Here is an 18,261-nt window from a genome sequence, read left to right on the forward strand (position 1 = left end):
CGTGATGTTCACGCTCCTGCGCGCGCCGGCCGTGCGCGCGCTGCTCTGCCAGCTTGCCGCTTTCCCCCTGACCCTGCTGGCCGTCTACCTGCTGGCGCGTGCCGGCACCCGTCCGTCCTATTTGGTCGCCGCGATCCTGCAGGGCGTCTTTGCCGCCGTGCTGACCTGGCGCTGGCGCCTGGCGTCCTGGTGGATCGCAATCTGCCTGCTGTTTCCGCTCGCCCTCTACGCAGCCGACGGACTCGAGCTGCCGCCCTGGCTGTTCCTGGCCGTGTTCCTGTTCATGCTGGTCCTGTACTGGTCGACCTTCCGCACCCAGGTGCCGTATTACCCGTCGGGCAGGACGGCCTGGCAGGCGGTGGCCGGCCAGCTGCCGCAGGGGAGGAGGGTGTCCGTGATCGACATCGGCAGCGGCCTCGGCGGCCTGGTCATGGACCTGGCGCGGCGCCGGCCGGACATCGACGCCACCGGCATCGAACTGGCGCCCTTGCCCTGGCTTGCCAGCTGGCTGCGCGCGCGCCTGACCAATAGTCGCGCCCGTTTCATCCGCGGCGACTACGAGTCGCTCGATTTTTCCGATTACGACGCGGTCTTCGCCTACCTGTCGCCGGCGGCCATGACGGCCCTGTGGCGCAAGGCAGGGAGCGAGATGCGTCCGGGCAGCATGCTGATGAGTTATGAATTCGCCATCCAGGACGCGCCGCCGACCATATCGCTCTATCTACAAGATACTGGTCGAACTCTCTACATTTGGCACTTTTAGGCCACAAATCGGGCCTTTTTACTTGCCCATAGGCCATTCTCAAGCTATTGTTCCAGCTGCAGTAGTTCCGTACGTAAATATTTTTTCTGAGATACTTTGTCTCGGATTCCGGGGTCTGCAGACCCGCCTTCTGGAGCGCCTTCTTGTTAGTCATTATTGGTTACGTCATTGTCTGTGCGTCGGTGTTCGGCGGCTTCGTCATGGCCGGCGGCCACGCGGCCGTGCTGTTCCAGCCGATCGAACTGATCATGATCGGCGGCGCGGCCGTCGGCGCATTCTTTGTCGGTAACAACAGTAAGTCGATCAAGGCGACCATGAAGGCGCTGCCGACCGTGTTCAATGGGTCGCAGTACACGCGCGAAATGTACATGGAGCTGATGTCGCTGCTGTTCGACGTCCTCTCGAAAGTGCGCAAGGAGGGCCTGATGTCGATCGAGGGCGATATCGAAGCCCCGGAAGCGAGCCCCCTGTTCTCGAAATACCCGCTGGTGCTGGCCGACCACCACATCGTCGAATTCATGGCCGACTACCTGCGCCTGATGGTCTCCGGTAACATGGACGCCTTCCAGATCGAGAACCTGATGGACAACGAGATCGAGACCCACCACCACGAAGGCGCGGTTCCGGCCCACGTGGTCGCCAAGCTGGGCGACGGCCTGCCGGCCTTCGGTATCGTCGCCGCCGTCATGGGCGTGGTGCACACGATGGAATCGGTGGGCATTCCGCCGGCCGAACTGGGTATCCTGATCGCGAAAGCGCTGGTCGGCACCTTCCTCGGCATTCTGCTGGCCTACGGTTTCGTCGGTCCGCTGGCCAGCCTGCTGGAACAGAAGCTCGACGAATCGAGCAAGATGTTCCAGTGCGTGAAGGTGACCCTGCTCGCCAGCCTGAACGGCTACGCGCCGGCCCTGGCCGTCGAATTCGGCCGCAAGGTGCTGTACTCGACCGAGCGCCCGACCTTCGCCGAGCTCGAAGAGCACATCAAGAAGTCGAAGAGCAAGTAACAACTTGCTGATCTCTCTCCACCCGACCACCCCACGGAAACGCCATGGCTGACGAAGGAATGCGCCCGATCATCGTCAAGCGGATCAAGAAGACCGCCGGCGGGCACCATGGCGGCGCCTGGAAGATCGCCTATGCCGACTTCGTGACGGCGATGATGGCTTTCTTCCTGCTGATGTGGCTGCTGGGCTCGACCTCGAAGGGCGACCTCGAAGGCATCTCCGAATTCTTCAAGAACCCGCTGAAGGTGGCGATGTCGGGCGGCTCCGGTTCCGGCGACAGCTCGTCCGTCATCAAGGGCGGCGGCGCCGACCTCACGCGCCGCAACGGCCAGGTGAAGAAGGGCGACATGGAGACCAACAAGAAAACCTACGACCTGAACGACGCCAGGGCCGCGCTCGAGAAGGCCGAGGGCGAGCGCCTGAAAACGCTGAAGATGAAGATCGAGGCTGTCATCGAGGCCAACCCGATCCTGAAAAAATACCAGAACCAGCTGCTGCTCGACATCACCAGCGAAGGCCTGCGCATCCAGATCGTGGACGAGCAGAACCGCCCGATGTTCGCGCTGGCGAAAGCCACGCTGCAGCCCTACACGAGCGAGATCCTGCACGTGCTGGGCATGGTGCTGAACGACGTGCCGAACCGGATCGGCCTGTCGGGCCACACGGACTCGACCCCGTACTTCAGCGATGCCGGCTACAGCAACTGGGAGCTGTCGGCGGACCGCGCCAACGCCTCGCGCCGCGCCCTGGTGGTGGGCGGACTGGCCGACGACAAGATCCTGCGCGTGGTGGGCCTGGCGGCAGCCGCGCCGCTCGACCGCGCCGATCCGTTCAACCCGATCAACCGCCGCATCAGCATCATCGTGATGAACAAGCGCACCGAAGACGCCGTCATGCGCGACGCCGCCACGCTCGACGTGCCGTCAGAGAACGGCAAGGCGGCCGCCCAGGCCGTCGTGGAAGCGACCGCGCAGGGAAGTAAAACAAGCGTCAGGAGTACACAATGACAAGAAAAAAGATTTTGGGTTCGCACGTCAAGCGCCTGTTGTCGGGCGTCTCGGCGCACGGCCGGCGTCACCTGAGCGAAGTCGAGACCGACCTGCTGCAGACCGAATTGCTGCTCGAGGAAGCAGTCGACAAGCTCACCAGCAGCTTCATGGCGATCCATAGCGCCGTCGGCTCGCGCCAGGAAGCGATCGACCGCCTGCTCGCGGGCGGCACCCCCACGCCGGAAGACAGCGCCAGGCTGGCGGCGATGTCGGGCGAAATCGGCACCCACGTGAACACGGCGATCACCAGCATGCAGTTCCAGGACATGACGAGCCAGTTGATCGAGCGTACCCTGAAGCGGGTGACCGGCTTGCGCGAATTCCTCGGCACCCTGGACGAACACGGCGCCGGTATTCGCGCCGACACGGGCAGCGACGAAATCGTCGAGCGCCTGGGCAAGGTCAGCATGGCGCTGGCGATCCAGTCGCTCGAGCTGCGCAGCGTGCTGCGCAAATCGGTCGAACAACAGCATCTCGAAAGCGGCGACATCGAACTGTTCTGACAGTCGCGTCCAACCCACATCCCAGAAATCCAAGAAAAGAGCAGGAGCACAACATGGCTAAAACAATTCTCGCGGTCGACGATTCGAGCTCGCTGCGCCAGATGGTGGCGTTCAGCCTGAAGGCCGCCGGTTACCAGGTGGTGGAAGCGGTCGACGGCCAGGATGGCTTGGACAAGGCGAAAAACCAGGTCGTCGACCTGGTGCTGACCGACCAGAACATGCCGCGCATGGACGGCCTGGCGCTGATCAAGCACCTGCGCAGCCTGCCCGAGTACCAGAAGGTGCCGATCCTGATGCTGACCACCGAATCCTCGGACGAAATGAAATCGAAGGGCCGCGCGGCCGGCGCCAACGGCTGGCTGGTCAAGCCCTTCGATCCGCAACGCCTGATCGAAGTCGTCAAGAAAGTGATCGGCTGAGGCGATGAGGCTGCGCCGTAACCCGGGTTCCTGCAGGATTTCACCATGACGATCGACATCAGCCAGTTTTACCAGGTCTTTTTCGACGAAGCCGAAGAGCTGCTCGCCGAAATGGAACGGCTGCTGCTGGGCGTCGACGTGGCCGCCCCCGACGCCGAGGACCTGAACGCGATTTTCCGTACCGCGCACTCCGTCAAGGGCGGCGCCTCGACCTTCGGCATCACCGACATGAGCGAGGTGACCCACGTGCTGGAGTCGCTGCTCGACCGCATCCGCAAGGGCGAGATGGCCTTGACGAGCCAGCACGTGGACGCCTTCCTGGCCGCCAAGGACACGCTCAAGAACCAGCTCGACGGCCACCGCAACGGCGCCTACGTCGACCAGGACAATGTCGCCAACGTGCGCATGGTGCTGCACGACCTGTCCGAAGGCCTGGTGCCGGCGGCGTCCGCACTCGCTTCGTCCCTGGCGCCATCCTTCCTGCTCTCCGAACCGAAAGCGCAGACCGGAGAGGGCGCGCACCGCTACAAGATCGAGCTGCCGAGCGTCGAACAGCGCGACGTGAACGCCCTGGTCGACGAACTGGGACTGATGGGCCGCGTGTCCGTCACGCCGCTCGACGGCGGGCGCAGCGCGCTGGTCATCACCACCCACGAGAGCCTGGACGACATCGTCGCCATCTGCTCCTTCGTGCTCGATCCTGAAGACCTGAAGATTTTCGAAGCGCCGCCACTGACGCCCGAGCAACGCGCGATCGAGGCGGCGGAACGCGCCCGCATCGAGGAGGAGCAGGGCTACGGCTTCTTCGACCCGGCAGACGATGCGCCGGACGCGCAGGCCGAACTCTCCGACGACGAGCGCGGCTACGGCTTCTTCCAGCCGATCGAACAGATCCGCGCGCTGGCCGGCGTCGATGCCGCACCCGCGAAATCCGCACAGGTGCAGGACCTCGTCGACGCCATCGAAAAGAAGGCCGCGAAAAAGGACGAGAAGGGCGCCGAGTCGTCCTCGATCCGGGTCTCGGTCGAGAAGGTCGACCAGTTGATCAACCTGATCGGCGAACTGGTCATCACGCAGGCGATGATCGAGCAGCGTTCGAGCAAGCTCGATCCGATGCTGCACGAGCGCCTGCTGTCCTCGGTGTCCCAGCTGACGCGCAACACCCGCGAGCTGCAGGAAGCCGTGATGTCGATCCGCATGATGCCGATGGACTTCGTGTTCTCGCGCTTCCCGCGCATGGTGCGCGACCTGGCAAGTAAACTCGGCAAGAAGGTCGACTTCATCACCCATGGCGCCGCGACCGAACTGGACAAGGGCCTGATCGAGCGCATCGTCGACCCGCTGACCCACCTGGTACGCAACTCGATCGACCACGGCATCGAAATGCCGGCCGCGCGCGCAGCAGCGGGTAAATCGGAAGCAGGGCGCTTGTTCCTGTCGGCCGGCCACCAGGGCGGCAACATCGTGATCGAAGTCGCCGACGATGGCGGCGGCCTGAACCGTGAGCGGATCCTGGCCAAGGCGGCGCAGAATGGTCTCGCCGTGTCCGACAACATGAGCGATTCCGAGGTCTGGCAGCTGATCTTCGCACCGGGCTTCAGTACGGCCGATGTCGTCACCGACGTCTCGGGCCGCGGCGTCGGCATGGATGTTGTCAAACGTAATATCACTTCGATGGGGGGCTCGGTCGATATCCGCTCCGCCCGTGGTTTCGGCACCACGATTTCCATCTCTTTACCGCTCACACTCGCCATTTTGGACGGGATGACTATACGTTGCGGTGAGGAAATCTATATCCTTCCATTAGGTTACGTCGTCGAGTCCTTGCAGCCGCGCCGCGAAGACGTGCGCGAGATCGCCGGCCGCGGCCGGGTGCTGAAGGTACGCGGGGAATACCTGCCCTTGATCGCACTGCATGGCGTGTTCGGCATCGCTTCGAAGGTGCAGGACCCGAGCGAGGGCATCGTCGTGATCCTGGAGTCCGAGGGCAAGCGCGCGGCGCTCCTGATCGACGACCTGGTCGGCCAGCAGCACGTGGTCGTCAAGAACCTGGAAGCGAACTACCGCAAGGTGGCCGGCATTTCTGGGGCCACGATCCTCGGCGACGGCGGCGTGTCGCTGATCCTCGACGTGGCGGCGCTGGTGCGCTCGTCGCGCCAGCTGGCCGACGAGGCGCTGGCCTCATAGTTGCAAAATGCATTGAATCAATAAGCTGAAACCACTAAGGAAAAACCATGTCCATCACCCAAATCACTGCCCAGGGCAACGACGGCGCCGGCAACGAATACCTGGCGTTCACGCTGGGCTCGGAGGAATACGGGATCGACATCCTGAAGGTGCAGGAAATCCGCGGCTACGAAGCCGTGACCCGCATCGCCAACGCACCGGAATTCATCAAGGGCGTGATCAACCTGCGCGGCATCATCATCCCCGTCGTCGACATGCGCATCAAGTTCAATCTCGGCACCCCGACCTATGACCAGTTCACGGTCGTGATCATCCTGAACATCGCCGGCCGCGTGATGGGCATGGTGGTCGACAGCGTCTCGGACGTGACCACGCTCACCCCGGACCAGGTCAAGCCGGCCCCGGACATGGGCAGCGCCTTCAGCACCGATTACCTGATCGGCCTGGGCACGGTCGACGAGCGCATGCTGATCCTGGTCGACATCGACCGCCTGATGTCATCAAGCGAAATGGGCTTGATCGACCAGAAACTGGCAGCGTAAGACGCCCGGCACCGAGCAGAACAACCGCCGGCTCCGGCCGGCAGAACACACAGGTAAGGCAAAGTGCCGTTACACACCTCCGACACGGTCAAGGAATTTGACTTCACACGCGCCGACTTCGAGCGCGTGCGCGCCCTGATCTACCGCCGCGCCGGCATCTCGCTGGCCGACAGCAAGCAGGAAATGGTCTACAGCCGCCTGGCGCGGCGCCTGCGCGCGACCGGCATCCACTCCTTCGGTAAATACCTCGACGACCTGGAAGGGGGGCGCCTGGGCGAAGAGTGGGAGTCGTTCACCAACGCGCTGACGACCAACCTGACCTCGTTCTTCCGCGAAGCCCATCACTTTCCGCTGCTGGCCGACCACGTCAACGGGCTGCGCGGGCGCGAATCCGGCCCCCTGACGATCTGGTGCTCGGCCAGTTCGACCGGCGAAGAACCGTATTCGATCGCGATGACCCTGTGCGAAGCCTTCAATACGCTCACGCCGCCGGTCCAGATCGTCGCCACCGACATCGACACCAATGTGCTGGCCACGGCCAGCGAAGGCGTGTACGGCATGGACCGGGTGGAGAAGATGGCGCCGGAACGCCTGAAGCGCTTTTTCCTGAAAGGCAAAGGGCGGCACGAAGGCATGGCGCGCGTGCGCCCGGAACTGCGCCAGCTGGTCACCTTCCGCCCCCTGAACTTGCTGGCCGACAGCTGGCCCCTGAACGGGCAGTTCGATGCGATCTTCTGCCGCAACGTGATGATCTATTTTGACAAGGAAACGCAGCGCAAGATCCTGGCGCGCTTCGTGCCTTTGATGAAGCCGCACGCGCTGCTGTTTGCCGGCCACTCCGAGAATTTTCTCTATGTTTCCGACTCGCTGCGTCTGCGCGGCAAGACTGTCTACGAACTCAATGAGCGCCGCGCCTGAGCGGGACCAGCGGAAACACCATGCATTCGAATAACCAGTTCGCCACCAACGTCTATTACGACCGCACCTTCGATTGCGACGCGGCGAAGATCCTGCCGGGCGAGTATTACTACACCGGCAAGAACATGCTGATCGTGACCGTGCTCGGTTCCTGCGTCTCGGCCTGCATCCGCGACCGCATCACGGGCCTGGGCGGCATGAACCACTTCATGCTGCCCGACGGCGGCGGCGATGCCGGCAGCCCGGTCTCGGCCTCGATGCGCTACGGCACCTTCGCGATGGAAGTGCTGATCAACGACCTGCTGAAGGCCGGCGCGCGGCGCGAGAACCTGGAAGCCAAGGTCTTCGGCGGCGGCGCCGTGCTGCGCGGCTTTACCGCCATGAACGTGGGCGAACGCAATGCCGCCTTCGTGATGCAGTTCCTGAAAACGGAACGCATCCCGGTGCTGGCCGAAGACCTGAACGACATCCACCCGCGCAAGGTGTATTTCTTCCCCAGGACAGGGAAGGTATTGGTCAAGAAACTCATGCAAACCCAGAACGATACGGTCGCCAGGCGCGAACTCGACTACGCCAAGCGCCTCAAGGTGGAGCCCGTCGGCGGCGAAATCGACCTGTTCTGATCTTGCCCCGACCTGCGAAGGAAACAACAATGAAAACCAAGGTCCTCATCGTCGACGACTCGGCCCTGATCCGCAGTGTCATGAGCGAGATCGTCAACTCGCAAGCCGACATGGAAGTCGTGGCCACCGCGCCCGATCCGCTCGTCGCGCGCGAACTGATCAAGAAACACAATCCGGACGTGCTCACGCTCGACGTCGAGATGCCGAAGATGGACGGCCTCGACTTCCTCGAAAAGCTGATGCGCCTGCGCCCGATGCCGGTGCTGATGGTGTCCTCGCTGACCGAACGCGGCTCGGAGATCACGATGCGCGCGCTGGAACTCGGCGCGGTCGACTTCGTCACCAAGCCGAAGATCTCGATCGGCAGCGGCATGCGCGAGTACACCGAACTGATCACCGATAAAATCCGCGCCGCGGCGCGCGCCCGCGTCAAGCGCACGGTGGCCAGCCCGGTTGCCACCACGGCGCTGCCGCAGCTGCGCAGCCCGCTGACCTCGTCGGAAAAGCTGATCATCATCGGCGCCTCGACCGGCGGCACGGAAGCGATCCGCGAATTCCTGATGCAGATGCCGTCGGACTGCCCCGGCATCCTGATCGCCCAGCACATGCCGGAAGGGTTCACGACCTCGTTCGCGCGCCGTCTCGATTCGCTGTGCAAGATCACCGTGTGCGAGGCCGCCGGCAACGAACGCGTGCTGCCCGGCCACGCCTATATTGCGCCGGGGCATTCGCACCTGCTTCTCGCGCGCTCGGGCGCCAACTACATGACCAGGATCGAGCAGACCGATCCGGTGAATCGCCACCGGCCGTCGGTGGACGTGCTGTTCCGCTCGGCTGCATCGGCCGCCGGTAAAAATGCGGTGGGCGTGATCCTGACGGGCATGGGCAAGGACGGTGCTGCTGGTATGCTGGAGATGAAAAACGCCGGCGCCCAGAATTTCGCCCAGGACGAAGCCTCGTGCGTCGTCTTCGGCATGCCGCGCGAGGCGATTGCGATCGGCGCCGCCCACGAAGTGGCGCCGCTGACGGCCTTGCCCGGACTGGTGCTCGGCCACCTGGCGGCGCACGGCGGAAGAGCGTTGCGCGTTTGATCCGGATCGCGCCGAATCGCAGCTTTTCCTCTCGGTTTTATCGCCGTACGGCAACAAAAATGCTATTCTTGAGCCTTGCTTGTTGCAGCGACTCAAGCCACACTAACCTCAGTAAAAGAAACAACGGAGTAATTCATGGCTGATCCAAAGATGCGTTTCCTGGTGGTTGACGATTTCTCGACGATGCGCCGCATCGTCCGGAACTTGTTGAAGGAACTGGGCTACGCCAACGTCGACGAAGCGGAAGACGGCGTCATGGCGCTGGCCAAGCTGCGCAGCGAACAATTCGACTTCGTGGTGTCCGACTGGAACATGCCCAACATGGACGGTCTGACCATGCTGCAAAACATCCGTGCCGATCCCGCCCTGGCCAAGCTGCCGGTGCTGATGGTGACCGCGGAAGCGAAGAAAGAAAACATCATCGCGGCGGCCCAGGCCGGCGCAAGCGGCTATGTGGTGAAGCCATTCACCGCCGCCACGCTCGACGAGAAACTGAACAAGATCTTCGAGAAAATGGAAAAGGCCTGATCATGCTCGAGCCGATCGCCGGAGTTGCATTGGATGGTGTTGCAAACGATGAAGTCCTGATCCGGGTCGGCCACATGACGCGCGCGCTGCACGACAGCCTGCGCGGCCTCGGCCTGGACAAGCTGGTCGAAAAAGCGGCAAGCGATATCCCGGATGCCCGCGACCGGCTCGATTATGTTGCCCGCCTGTCGGAGCAAGCCGCCAAGCGCGTGCTCGACGCTACCGATGCGGCTGGTCCCCTGCAGGACGCGGTGGAAAGCCGTAGCGCCGAGTTGCGCAGCGCCTGGCAGGCCTTGCTCGACAAGGGCAGTGCCGGCGAAACGGACTGGCGCGCGCTGGCCGAGCGCAGCATCGCGGTCATGGCCGAGAACGAACGTGCCGCGACCGCCACCCGTGCCGAGCTGATGAACATCATGCTGGCGCAGGACTTCCAGGACCTGACCGGCCAGGTGATCGGCAAGATCACCTCGATCGCCCAGGACCTGGAGAAGCAGCTGGTGCAGGTGCTCGTCGATTTCGCCCCGAGCGAGATCAGGCGCGAACTCGACAACGGCCTGCTGAATGGCCCGCAGATCAAGCCCGAGGGCAACGTCGAGGTGGTCGCGAACCAGGGCCAGGTCGACGACCTGCTCGACAGCCTGGGCTTCTAAGTTTCACCCGGCGTCGCTGGCGGCCCAGGCCGCCATTGTTCGCCTTTGTTCGGCCGCGGTCACTTCATGCATCACACCAACTATATTGTTCGCGAACCGCTGCTCGATCCCGCGCAGCGCGTCATCGGCTACGAATTACTGTGGCAGCAGGGCGGCCAGGCAGTGCAGGATGCCGAGCTCGAGCAGCTGGTCGCTTTCGTGGCCGAACACGTGAACGACGATGAGCACGGCTGGCTGCTGCGCGACAAGCAGCTCTTCCTCGACGCCGTCCCGGCCATGCTGTCCACCGACGCGTTATTCTCGCTGCCGCCCGAGCGCACCGTGCTGAGCCTGCAGGCGCGCTACCTGATGGATCCGAGCACCCGCGCCGCCGTGCAGGGATTGCGCGCCGGCGGCGTCGGCATCTCGATCCGCGGCCTCGACGTCAAGCACCTGACCCCGGCGCTCGCGCCTTACGCCTCGCACGTCGAGATGCGCTTCTCGGGCATCGACGTCGCCGCCCAGGCGCGCAGCTATGCGGCTGCAAAACAAGCGGCGCTGCGCATGGTCGGCCGTCCGGTCACCAACTGGATCGACTACGACGCCTGTGCCGCGCTCGGTCTGGACGCCTTCGTCGGCAAGCTGCACCTGACCCCGCGTCCCGGCAACCCGGTGAAGGGCCTGAATCCCACCCAGACCATCATCCTGCAGCTGATGCAGATGGTGCAGAACAACGACGACATCCCCAAGCTGGAAAGCGTGCTGAAACGCGACCCGGCGCTGACCTATAAACTGCTGCGCAACATCAATTCGGCCGGCTTCGGGGCAGGGCGGGAGGTGCAGTCGATCCGCCAGGCGATCAGCCTGATGGGCTACGCGCCCCTGTATCGCTGGCTGACCCTGCTGCTGGCCAGCGCCAGCGCGAGCGGCTACTCGCCGGTGCTGATGGAAACGGCCGTCGTGCGCGGCCGCCTCACCGAACTGCTGGGCCTGCATGCGCTGCCGAAGGGCGAGGGCGAGAACTTGTTCGTCGCCGGCATGTTCTCGCTGCTCGACCGCCTGCTCGGGCTGCCGATGAAGGAAGTGCTGGAGACCATCCCGCTGCCGCCGGAAGTGGTGCGCGCGCTGATGTCGCGCGAAGGCATGTACGGGCCGTACCTGGCGCTGGCGGAAGCCTGCGAGCTGAGCTCGAACCTGGTCGGTGCGCTGGCGGGGTCGCTCGATATCAGCCCGCTGGAGGTGAACAAGGCGCACCTGTCGGCGCTCGCGTGGGCGCAGGCGGTGACGCAGTAACTGCGAACGCGTGGGCATGCCGAGCCGCCGCGCGAAGCCGCCTACGCCGCCGAGCGTCCCCGGTTCGAGGTCACCAACCGCTGCAGCGTCTGCTGCATCTGCATCTCGATATTGCTGATGCTGCACCCGACCTGCACCTGTTCGCCCAGCAGGAAACTGCGGAAAGGCCGCAGCAGCCGGATCTCGAGGTCGGCCACGATCGCCAGCGCCGGTCCCAGCTGCAGGCGCACGCTCTTCAGCTTCCTTCCCAGATACAGTTCCGCCGCCTGGTCCGGGGTGGCGCGCAAGCCGACGCCGCCGACGGAATAGTCGCACAAGGGCAGCTCGAACTGCTTGTTCATGAGGGTGAAGGTCGCGGCATAGCTGCCGTTGACCGGGGTCTCCAGACGCGGCGCGGCGCGCCGGTTCAGGACCAGGCACATTTCCGGAAACACGGCCGGCACCAGGTTCGATGCGCCAGGCGTCGGGATCCAGTCGCCTTCGAGCTCGAACTGGAGCTTGGCGTTGCCGCCCAGTGCCGCGACGAAGGTGGCGCGGCCCGCAGGCAGCGGCAGGCCGCCGGCGATGTCGAGCGTGAAATGCGGCTCTTCCGGGTGCACGAATTCGATCCGCGCCAGCATCGGCTCGCCCAGGGTGCCCGGATAAATCGTCAGCGCTTCGCCGGACTCGGCCAGGCTGGTAAAGGTTTCCCCGATGTCGAAGGGATCGCGCATCTCGTGCGGCGACGCGGTCGCAGCGATGCGGTCAAGGACGTCGCTGGGACGGGGCGAACCCTTGCGGGGCGGACGGGGTGCGTTTTCGGTCAGAACTTCGGTCACGGCGGCATTCCTTGCGGCGAAAAATCTGCCCGGCAGAGCGCCGGGCAAGTGCCAGTATAAACGGTCGTGCCGCGTGTTGCAAAAAGTTAATACTTGTTTGCAGAATGTCAGCGCCGCCGTTGCGCCGCCGCCTCAGGCGGGACTCAGATTTCGAGATTATCGATCAGGCGCGTGGTGCCCAGCTTGGCAGCGGCGAGCACGACCAGGGGCGTGCCCTGGGCCAGGTCGCCGGCCGACGGCGGTTGCAGGTCGATGCGCTTGCGCACGGAGATATAGTCCGGCTTCCAGCCGCGTGCGGACAGCTGCGCCATCGCTTCGCGCTCGACCGAGAAGATGTCGAGGTGGCCGCCGCGGATCTCGTTGGCGACGAAATTCAGGCCCTGGTACAGGGCCGGGGCCTCGGCGCGTTCTTCCGGCGACAGGTACATGTTGCGCGAGGACAGGGCCAGGCCGTCTTCCGCACGGAAGGTTTCCGCACCGATGATTTCGGTCGGCATCGCGAACTGGCGCGCCATGTTACGCACGATCATCAGCTGCTGGTAATCCTTCTTGCCGAACACGGCCACGCGCGGCTGCACGCAGGAAAACAGCTTGGTGACGACCGTGCACACACCGCCGAAGAAGCCCGGGCGGAACTCGCCTTCCAGGGTGTTGCCGAGGGTGTCAGGCGGCTGTACGCGGTATTCCTGCGGCTCGGGATACAAATCCTTCTCGGTCGGCGCGAACAGCACATAGACGCCTTCCTTTTCCAGTTTCTCGACGTCGGCCTGGAAGGTGCGCGGGTACTTGTCGAAGTCTTCGTTCGGGCCGAACTGCAGGCGGTTGACGAAAATGGAAGCGACCACCGGGTCGCCGTGCTTGCGCGCCAGGCGCATCAGCGAGAGGTGGCCTTCATGCAGGTTGCCCATCGTCGGCACGAAAGCGGTGCGCAGCTGGCCGCGCATCTGGTCGCGCAGTTCGTCAATGGTGGTAATGATTTTCATGTGTGTGGATGCGTAAAGTGTTGGACTCGCACTCGGCTCATGCCGGCGAGTATGCCAGGCGCACGTAAATGGGCGCGAACGGTTCGGCTTGCGTAATTTCGACCAGGGTTTCCTTGGCCAGCTCGAGCAGGGCGACAAAGTGGACCACGATGATCGGCACCGTCTCCTGGCCCGCGAACAGCTCGCCGAATTCGACGAAGCGCTGCGATTGCAGGGTACGCAAAATCGCCGACATGTGCTCGCGCACGGACAATTCCTGGCGCCCGATCCGGTGGTGCTGGGTCAATTTCGCCCGTCGCAAAACGTCGAGCCAGGCGCGTTGCAGGTCGTGCGGATCGACTTGCGGTAAGACCGGCGTCAGGCTTTGCTCGACGGTCAGCGAAGGGCGCTGGAAATCGCGTCCTTCCTGCGGCAGTGCGCCCAGTTGCAGGGCGGCGATCTTGATCTGTTCGTATTCGAGCAGGCGCCGCACGAGTTCGGCGCGCGGGTCGCCGGCGTCTTCGATCAGGTCGTCCTGTCTCTTGGGGAGCAACATCCTCGACTTGATCTCGATCAGCATCGCCGCCATCAGCAGATACTCGGCAGCCAGTTCCAGGTTGCTCTTGCGGATCTGCTCGACATATTCCAGGTATTGCAGGGTCACCTGCGCCATCGGGATGTCGAGGATGTTGAAGTTCTGCTTGCGGATCAGGTAGAGCAGCAAGTCGAGCGGGCCTTCGAAGGCGTCGAGGAAGATCTCGAGGGCGTCGGGCGGGATGTACAGGTCGTTCGGCATGCGCAGCAGCGGCTCGCCGTACAGGCGCGCAATCGCGGCCGCGGCGGCATCGTCGAGGCCGGCGGCATCAGGCGGCAAGGCGCCTTCGTCGAGGATAGGGTCGGCCGGCGCTTCCGGCGCGGCCTGCTCCGGCAGCATGCCTGTTGGTCTTTAGAACTTGTTCTGGTACGGATAGGCGTTCTGGCGCAGGCGCGATTCCCTGGTGCGCGCTTCTTCGTCGAGCGAGATCGGCAGCTTGTCCCACAGCAGGGAGCGGCCTTCCTGCTGGCGCTCTTCCATGCCCGGAGTCTTCGACTTCAACTCTTCGATGAACTTGGTGTGGTCGGATACGTAACCGGTGAATTTAGGCATTGTTTTGATCGATAAAAAAGAGAGCCGGGACGGCGAGGCAGATTGTTCTGCCCACGCGGCCCCGGCGTCAAGGGTTATGGATGCAGCGCGTTGAGTTGGCGTGCAATGATGTCGTGGTTCAGCCACAGCACCGGGGCAATCTTTTCCGATGCGCCATGGAACATCAGCGGACCGGCGCCTTCCAGCACCAGCGAGGACAGGTGGTCCGTGATCAGGGCCTTCTTGTCCTTGTGCAGGCCGGTGATCTCTTCCGAGGTGCCGATCATCACGTCGGCCAGGGCTGGGGTGTTGTCCATCGGCCAGGCTTCGAAGTTGCGGAACTGGGCGCTGGTCGGGTCGTTGTTGTACTTTTCGATCGTGTCGAGCAGGGACTGCAGCGAAATGCCGTCGCCCAGAAGTTCCTGGCAAATTGCCCACTGCTTCTCTGCCCATTCTCCGCCGCCTTCCTTCTTCAGCGCGGTCAGCAGCGGGAACAGCGACAGTTCGACGCCCACGAAAATGTCCGACGAATTGGTGCGGATTTCCGGGCAGTTGAAGACGGTCGCGGCGATGCCTTGCTTCCAGGCGGCTTCGGCGATGCTTTCCAGGCGCATCTTGGCGTAGCCCTGGGTGTAGTTGGTGTAGGTCTGCCAGACGTATTTGCCGCCGATCAGGATCTCGGTGCCATGGTAGCCGTAGGCCGTGTAGCGCACTTCGCCGCCGGCCTTCGTCACGCGCTCGCGGATCGGGGCGGAGGCGTCGATCAGGTATTTCAGCGTGTTGGCGGTGACTTCGTCGAAGTTCATCAGGATCAGCTTGCCCAGGTCGCTGTCGAGCAGGGCGCGCGAGGATTCGAAACGGTCGCCGCGGCCTTTGTAGATGCGGTTGGCGATGGCCAGGAAGGCCTTGATCTTCGGAATGCCGCCGGCCATGGTGTGGGCGAAGAAGACATTTGCGCCCTCAGGGATCAGCTTGTCGATTTCCGCCATCGCCTGGGCGGCGGACGTCGTGAAGCGGCGCACGCCGGCTTCGCGGCAGCGCTCGATCTTTTCCCAGTCCAGCTTGTCGTCCTGCCAGGTCTTGAGCTTCACGTCCGACAGCAATTCGGTCGGATTCTGCTCGCCTTCCGGCGCATCCATGTCGAAACCGGCCATCAGCGGCACGTTGACGATGCGGCCGCCCAGCTTTTCCTCGGCTTCCGCGTGTTCCTCGGCGGTCAGCGCGCGCAGGGCGCCGGTCTCGTCACGGCGGCCGACGGTGATGCCGACGATCGTCATGCCGGCGGCGCGCGCCTCGTCGATGAGGCCGTTCACATAGCCGCGGCCGAACAGTTCGCCGAACAGGACGAAGACGTCGCCTTTGCGGAACACGTTGGCGGTCGGGATGTGGCGGAGGGGGGTGAGTTCGGTCATGTTATTAGCTACCTCTCAAAAGAGTTTGTCGGGGCGTATGTGCAGCACCCAGGCGCATGTTTCTTGAAGAAAACGGCATTATAACGCCGCCGTGCGCCCCGGAAACAGCTTTCCTCCGGGGCGATGTTGCGTGTTTCATGCTCTGCGTTTCCCGGGGCAATGCCCCGGGCTTAGCGAATGCGCATCCCCGGCGTTGCGCCCGGCATCGGATCGAGCAGGTACAGGCCCGGATTGGTCTTCTCGTCGGCAGCCGAGGCGCACAGCACCATGCCTTCCGACACGCCGAACTTCATCTTGCGCGGCGCCAGGTTGGCGACCATCACCGTCAGTTTGCCGACCAGTTCTTCCGGCTTGTAGGCCGACTTGATGCCCGAGAACACATTGCGGTGGCGGCCTTCGCCCACGTCCAGCGTCAGGCGCAGCAGTTTGCCGGCGCCTTCGACGTGTTCGCAGTTGACGATGCGGGCCACGCGCAGGTCGATCTTCGTGAAATCGTCGATCGAAATTTCCGGCGCGAGTTCTTCGATGTCGGCAGCGGTGGCGTCTTCCGTCGGGGCCAGCGCAGCCACCGCCAGCCCGGCGTCGGACACGACGGCAGCATTAGCAGGGGCGGCCGGCTTGTCGAACAGGTTCTCGACCATCTTGGCGTCGACGCGCTGCATCAGGTGGCTGTAGGCGCCGATCGTGCGGCCCAGCATCGTGCTGGTAACGGCCTCGCCCTGGGTATCTGCCCAGCTCAGTTCGCTGTCGCCCAGGAATTCCGAAACGCGCGCGGCCACTTGCGGCAGCACCGGCGAGAGCATGATGGTCAGCTGGCGGAACAGGATCAGGGCGACCGTGCAGACCTCGTGCAGCTCGGCGGTCTTCGTTTCGTCCTTCGCCAGGATCCACGGCTTGTTCTCGTCGACGAACTGGTTCGTCACGTCGGCGATTTCCATGATTTCGCGCAGCGCCTTGCCGAATTCGCGGGCTTCGAAGCTCGCGGCGATCGAGGCCTGGCGCTCGGCGCCGTCCACGGTCAGGGCTTTGGCGATCCACGACCTGGCGTTATCCGACAGCGACGAGGCCAGCTTGCCGTCGAATTTCTTCGTGATGAAACCGGCGCAGCGGCTGGCGATGTTGACGTATTTGCCGATCAGGTCGCTGTTCACGCGGGCGACGAAGTCTTCGCCGTTGAAGTCGAGGTCCTCGACTTTCGCGTTCAGCTTGAACGCCAGGTAATAGCGCAGCCATTCCGGGTTCATGCCCAGTTCCAGGTAGCGCAGCGGCGAGATGCCGGTGCCACGCGACTTCGACATCTTTTCGTTGTTCACGGTGAGGTGGCCGTGGACGGCGACGCGCAGTTTGTCGATGATCGGGTGGCCCGAGAAATTCAGCATCGCCGGCCAGAACAGCAGGTGGAAGGAGACGATGTCCTTGCCGATGAAGTGCATCTGCTCCGCGTCCGGATCCTTCAGGAAGGCCTCGAAGTCCAGGCCCTGTTTGTCGAAGTAATTCTTCAGCGATGCCAGGTAGCCGACCGGCGCGTCCAGCCACACATAGAAGAATTTACCGGGCGCATCGGGAATCGGGATGCCGAAATAGGGCGCGTCACGAGAAATGTCCCAGTCGGCCAGCTTTTCGCCGTCTTCGCCCAGCCACTCGGAGACTTTATTCACCATTTCCGGCTGCAGGCGGCCCGGGGTGTTCAGCCATTCCTTCAGGAAGTGGAAGCAGCGCGGGTCGGACAGCTTGAAGAAATACTGTTCCGACGGCTTCAGAACCGGGGTCGAGCCGGTGAACACCGAGTACGGATTGATCAGTTCGGTCGGCTGGTAGGCGGCGCCGCAGACTTCGCAGTTGTCGCCGTACTGGTCCTTCGCGTGGCATTGCGGGCACTCGCCCTTGATGTTGCGGTCGGCCAGGAACATGCCCTTGACCGGGTCGAAGAAGCGGTCCACGGTCTTGGTGACGATCAGGCCGGCGTCGCGCAGCTTGCGGTAGATGCCCTGCGAGAGTTCGACGTTTTCCGGCGAATCGGTCGAATACCAGTTGTCGAAGCCGATATGGAAGCCGTCCAGGTACTGGGCGCGGCCGGCGGCGATCTTCGCCACGAATTCCTGCGGGGTAATGCCTTCCTTCTCGGCGGCGATCATGATCGGCGTGCCGTGGGTGTCGTCGGCGCAGACGAAGTGCACCTGGCGTTGCTGGCCGCCGTCGCGCTGCATTCGCTGGAAGCGGACCCAGATGTCGGCCTGGATGTACTCCATCATGTGGCCGATGTGGAAGGCGGCATTCGCGTAGGGCAGGGCGGTAGTGACGAACAGCTTGCGGGTCATGGTCGAAACGCTTGTGAGAAGATGAAAAAAAACATTTTACCAGTGGATGGCCCGAAGAACCTATCCCAGCGGGGAT

The 18,261-nt window shown here is 63.5% G+C and carries 19 protein-coding genes; 13 read left to right on the forward strand and 6 right to left on the reverse strand.

Going from position 1 to position 18,261, the window contains the following annotated elements:
* The first annotated feature begins 4 nt into the window (after window positions 1–4).
* The 13 genes from LPB04_RS13745 (at window position 5) to LPB04_RS13805 (ending at window position 11,549) form a co-directional block, all read left to right on the forward strand.
* On the forward strand, window positions 5–763 hold the full coding sequence (locus tag LPB04_RS13745) for a class I SAM-dependent methyltransferase (RefSeq protein ID WP_193688996.1): 759 nt from the start codon (window positions 5–7) through the stop codon (window positions 761–763).
* 143 nt (window positions 764–906) lie between these two features.
* Window positions 907–1,767: a flagellar motor stator protein MotA gene (motA, locus tag LPB04_RS13750; RefSeq protein ID WP_193685124.1), complete on the forward strand. Its 861-nt coding sequence runs from the start codon at window positions 907–909 to the stop codon at window positions 1,765–1,767.
* 44 nt (window positions 1,768–1,811) lie between these two features.
* Window positions 1,812–2,774 carry a flagellar motor protein MotB gene (gene motB, locus LPB04_RS13755; protein WP_193685125.1) on the forward strand — a complete coding sequence of 321 codons (963 nt, stop codon included), beginning with the start codon at window positions 1,812–1,814 and terminating at the stop codon, window positions 2,772–2,774.
* The gene (locus tag LPB04_RS13760) at window positions 2,771–3,319 is read left to right on the forward strand and encodes a chemotaxis protein (RefSeq protein ID WP_193685126.1); all 549 of its coding nucleotides are present in this window, start codon (window positions 2,771–2,773) and stop codon (window positions 3,317–3,319) included. Before motB ends, LPB04_RS13760 begins: the two co-directional genes overlap by 4 nt.
* A gap of 53 nt (window positions 3,320–3,372) precedes the next feature.
* Window positions 3,373–3,738: a response regulator gene (locus tag LPB04_RS13765; protein WP_193685127.1), complete on the forward strand. Its 366-nt coding sequence runs from the start codon at window positions 3,373–3,375 to the stop codon at window positions 3,736–3,738.
* 45 nt (window positions 3,739–3,783) lie between these two features.
* Complete coding sequence (gene cheA / locus LPB04_RS13770) at window positions 3,784–5,925, forward strand: chemotaxis protein CheA (RefSeq protein ID WP_193685128.1); 2,142 nt, start codon at window positions 3,784–3,786, stop codon at window positions 5,923–5,925.
* 47 nt (window positions 5,926–5,972) lie between these two features.
* Complete coding sequence (locus tag LPB04_RS13775) at window positions 5,973–6,467, forward strand: chemotaxis protein CheW (RefSeq protein ID WP_193685129.1); 495 nt, start codon at window positions 5,973–5,975, stop codon at window positions 6,465–6,467.
* A 63-nt stretch (window positions 6,468–6,530) separates the two neighbouring features.
* Window positions 6,531–7,385 (forward strand): CheR family methyltransferase, encoded by an 855-nt coding sequence (locus LPB04_RS13780; protein ID WP_193685130.1) that lies wholly within the window; start codon window positions 6,531–6,533, stop codon window positions 7,383–7,385.
* Between the two features lie 20 nt (window positions 7,386–7,405).
* Window positions 7,406–8,008, forward strand: coding sequence for a chemoreceptor glutamine deamidase CheD (gene cheD, locus LPB04_RS13785; RefSeq protein WP_193685131.1), 603 nt, complete (start codon window positions 7,406–7,408; stop codon window positions 8,006–8,008).
* Between the two features lie 29 nt (window positions 8,009–8,037).
* Window positions 8,038–9,099: a protein-glutamate methylesterase/protein-glutamine glutaminase gene (locus tag LPB04_RS13790; RefSeq protein WP_193685132.1), complete on the forward strand. Its 1,062-nt coding sequence runs from the start codon at window positions 8,038–8,040 to the stop codon at window positions 9,097–9,099.
* A gap of 135 nt (window positions 9,100–9,234) precedes the next feature.
* Window positions 9,235–9,627 (forward strand): chemotaxis response regulator CheY, encoded by a 393-nt coding sequence (gene cheY, locus LPB04_RS13795; protein ID WP_192052371.1) that lies wholly within the window; start codon window positions 9,235–9,237, stop codon window positions 9,625–9,627.
* Between the two features lie 2 nt (window positions 9,628–9,629).
* A complete protein-coding gene (cheZ, locus tag LPB04_RS13800) occupies window positions 9,630–10,277 on the forward strand; it encodes a protein phosphatase CheZ (protein WP_193685133.1) in 648 nt (215 codons plus the stop codon).
* Window positions 10,278–10,343: 66 nt separating this feature from the next.
* Window positions 10,344–11,549 carry an EAL and HDOD domain-containing protein gene (locus LPB04_RS13805; RefSeq protein ID WP_193685134.1) on the forward strand — a complete coding sequence of 402 codons (1,206 nt, stop codon included), beginning with the start codon at window positions 10,344–10,346 and terminating at the stop codon, window positions 11,547–11,549.
* Window positions 11,550–11,590: 41 nt separating this feature from the next.
* On the opposite strand, the gene LPB04_RS13810 is transcribed toward LPB04_RS13805, so the two are convergent.
* The 6 genes from LPB04_RS13810 to metG form a co-directional block, all read right to left on the reverse strand.
* Entirely contained in the window at window positions 11,591–12,367 is a 777-nt protein-coding gene (locus tag LPB04_RS13810; RefSeq protein ID WP_227496405.1) for a PilZ domain-containing protein, read from the reverse strand.
* Window positions 12,368–12,510: 143 nt separating this feature from the next.
* A complete protein-coding gene (panC, locus tag LPB04_RS13815) occupies window positions 12,511–13,350 on the reverse strand; it encodes a pantoate--beta-alanine ligase (RefSeq protein ID WP_193685135.1) in 840 nt (279 codons plus the stop codon).
* A gap of 37 nt (window positions 13,351–13,387) precedes the next feature.
* Window positions 13,388–14,263: a segregation and condensation protein A gene (locus LPB04_RS13820; protein WP_193685136.1), complete on the reverse strand. Its 876-nt coding sequence runs from the start codon at window positions 14,261–14,263 to the stop codon at window positions 13,388–13,390.
* A gap of 12 nt (window positions 14,264–14,275) precedes the next feature.
* Window positions 14,276–14,476 (reverse strand): DUF3460 family protein, encoded by a 201-nt coding sequence (locus LPB04_RS13825; RefSeq protein ID WP_193685137.1) that lies wholly within the window; start codon window positions 14,474–14,476, stop codon window positions 14,276–14,278.
* A gap of 74 nt (window positions 14,477–14,550) precedes the next feature.
* Window positions 14,551–15,867: an enoyl ACP reductase FabMG family protein gene (locus tag LPB04_RS13830; protein ID WP_193685138.1), complete on the reverse strand. Its 1,317-nt coding sequence runs from the start codon at window positions 15,865–15,867 to the stop codon at window positions 14,551–14,553.
* 170 nt (window positions 15,868–16,037) lie between these two features.
* On the reverse strand, window positions 16,038–18,185 hold the full coding sequence (metG, locus tag LPB04_RS13835; protein WP_193685139.1) for a methionine--tRNA ligase: 2,148 nt from the start codon (window positions 18,183–18,185) through the stop codon (window positions 16,038–16,040).
* Window positions 18,186–18,261 lie beyond the last annotated feature (76 nt).

It is taken from the genome of Massilia litorea (genome assembly GCF_015101885.1).
Taxonomy (GTDB): domain Bacteria; phylum Pseudomonadota; class Gammaproteobacteria; order Burkholderiales; family Burkholderiaceae_D; genus Telluria; species Telluria litorea.

Coding starts and splice junctions, on each gene's coding strand:
- LPB04_RS13745 (WP_193688996.1), top strand. CDS start 5: ATGTTCACGCTCCTGCGCGCGCCGGCCGTGCGCGCGCTGCTCTGCCAG.
- cheD (WP_193685131.1), top strand. CDS start 7,406: ATGCATTCGAATAACCAGTTCGCCACCAACGTCTATTACGACCGCACC.
- LPB04_RS13820 (WP_193685136.1), bottom strand. CDS start 14,263: ATGCTGCCGGAGCAGGCCGCGCCGGAAGCGCCGGCCGACCCTATCCTC.
- cheZ (WP_193685133.1), top strand. CDS start 9,630: ATGCTCGAGCCGATCGCCGGAGTTGCATTGGATGGTGTTGCAAACGAT.
- metG (WP_193685139.1), bottom strand. CDS start 18,185: ATGACCCGCAAGCTGTTCGTCACTACCGCCCTGCCCTACGCGAATGCC.
- LPB04_RS13805 (WP_193685134.1), top strand. CDS start 10,344: ATGCATCACACCAACTATATTGTTCGCGAACCGCTGCTCGATCCCGCG.
- LPB04_RS13790 (WP_193685132.1), top strand. CDS start 8,038: ATGAAAACCAAGGTCCTCATCGTCGACGACTCGGCCCTGATCCGCAGT.
- LPB04_RS13775 (WP_193685129.1), top strand. CDS start 5,973: ATGTCCATCACCCAAATCACTGCCCAGGGCAACGACGGCGCCGGCAAC.
- motB (WP_193685125.1), top strand. CDS start 1,812: ATGGCTGACGAAGGAATGCGCCCGATCATCGTCAAGCGGATCAAGAAG.
- LPB04_RS13825 (WP_193685137.1), bottom strand. CDS start 14,476: ATGCCTAAATTCACCGGTTACGTATCCGACCACACCAAGTTCATCGAA.
- cheY (WP_192052371.1), top strand. CDS start 9,235: ATGGCTGATCCAAAGATGCGTTTCCTGGTGGTTGACGATTTCTCGACG.
- panC (WP_193685135.1), bottom strand. CDS start 13,350: ATGAAAATCATTACCACCATTGACGAACTGCGCGACCAGATGCGCGGC.
- LPB04_RS13830 (WP_193685138.1), bottom strand. CDS start 15,867: ATGACCGAACTCACCCCCCTCCGCCACATCCCGACCGCCAACGTGTTC.
- LPB04_RS13760 (WP_193685126.1), top strand. CDS start 2,771: ATGACAAGAAAAAAGATTTTGGGTTCGCACGTCAAGCGCCTGTTGTCG.
- cheA (WP_193685128.1), top strand. CDS start 3,784: ATGACGATCGACATCAGCCAGTTTTACCAGGTCTTTTTCGACGAAGCC.
- LPB04_RS13765 (WP_193685127.1), top strand. CDS start 3,373: ATGGCTAAAACAATTCTCGCGGTCGACGATTCGAGCTCGCTGCGCCAG.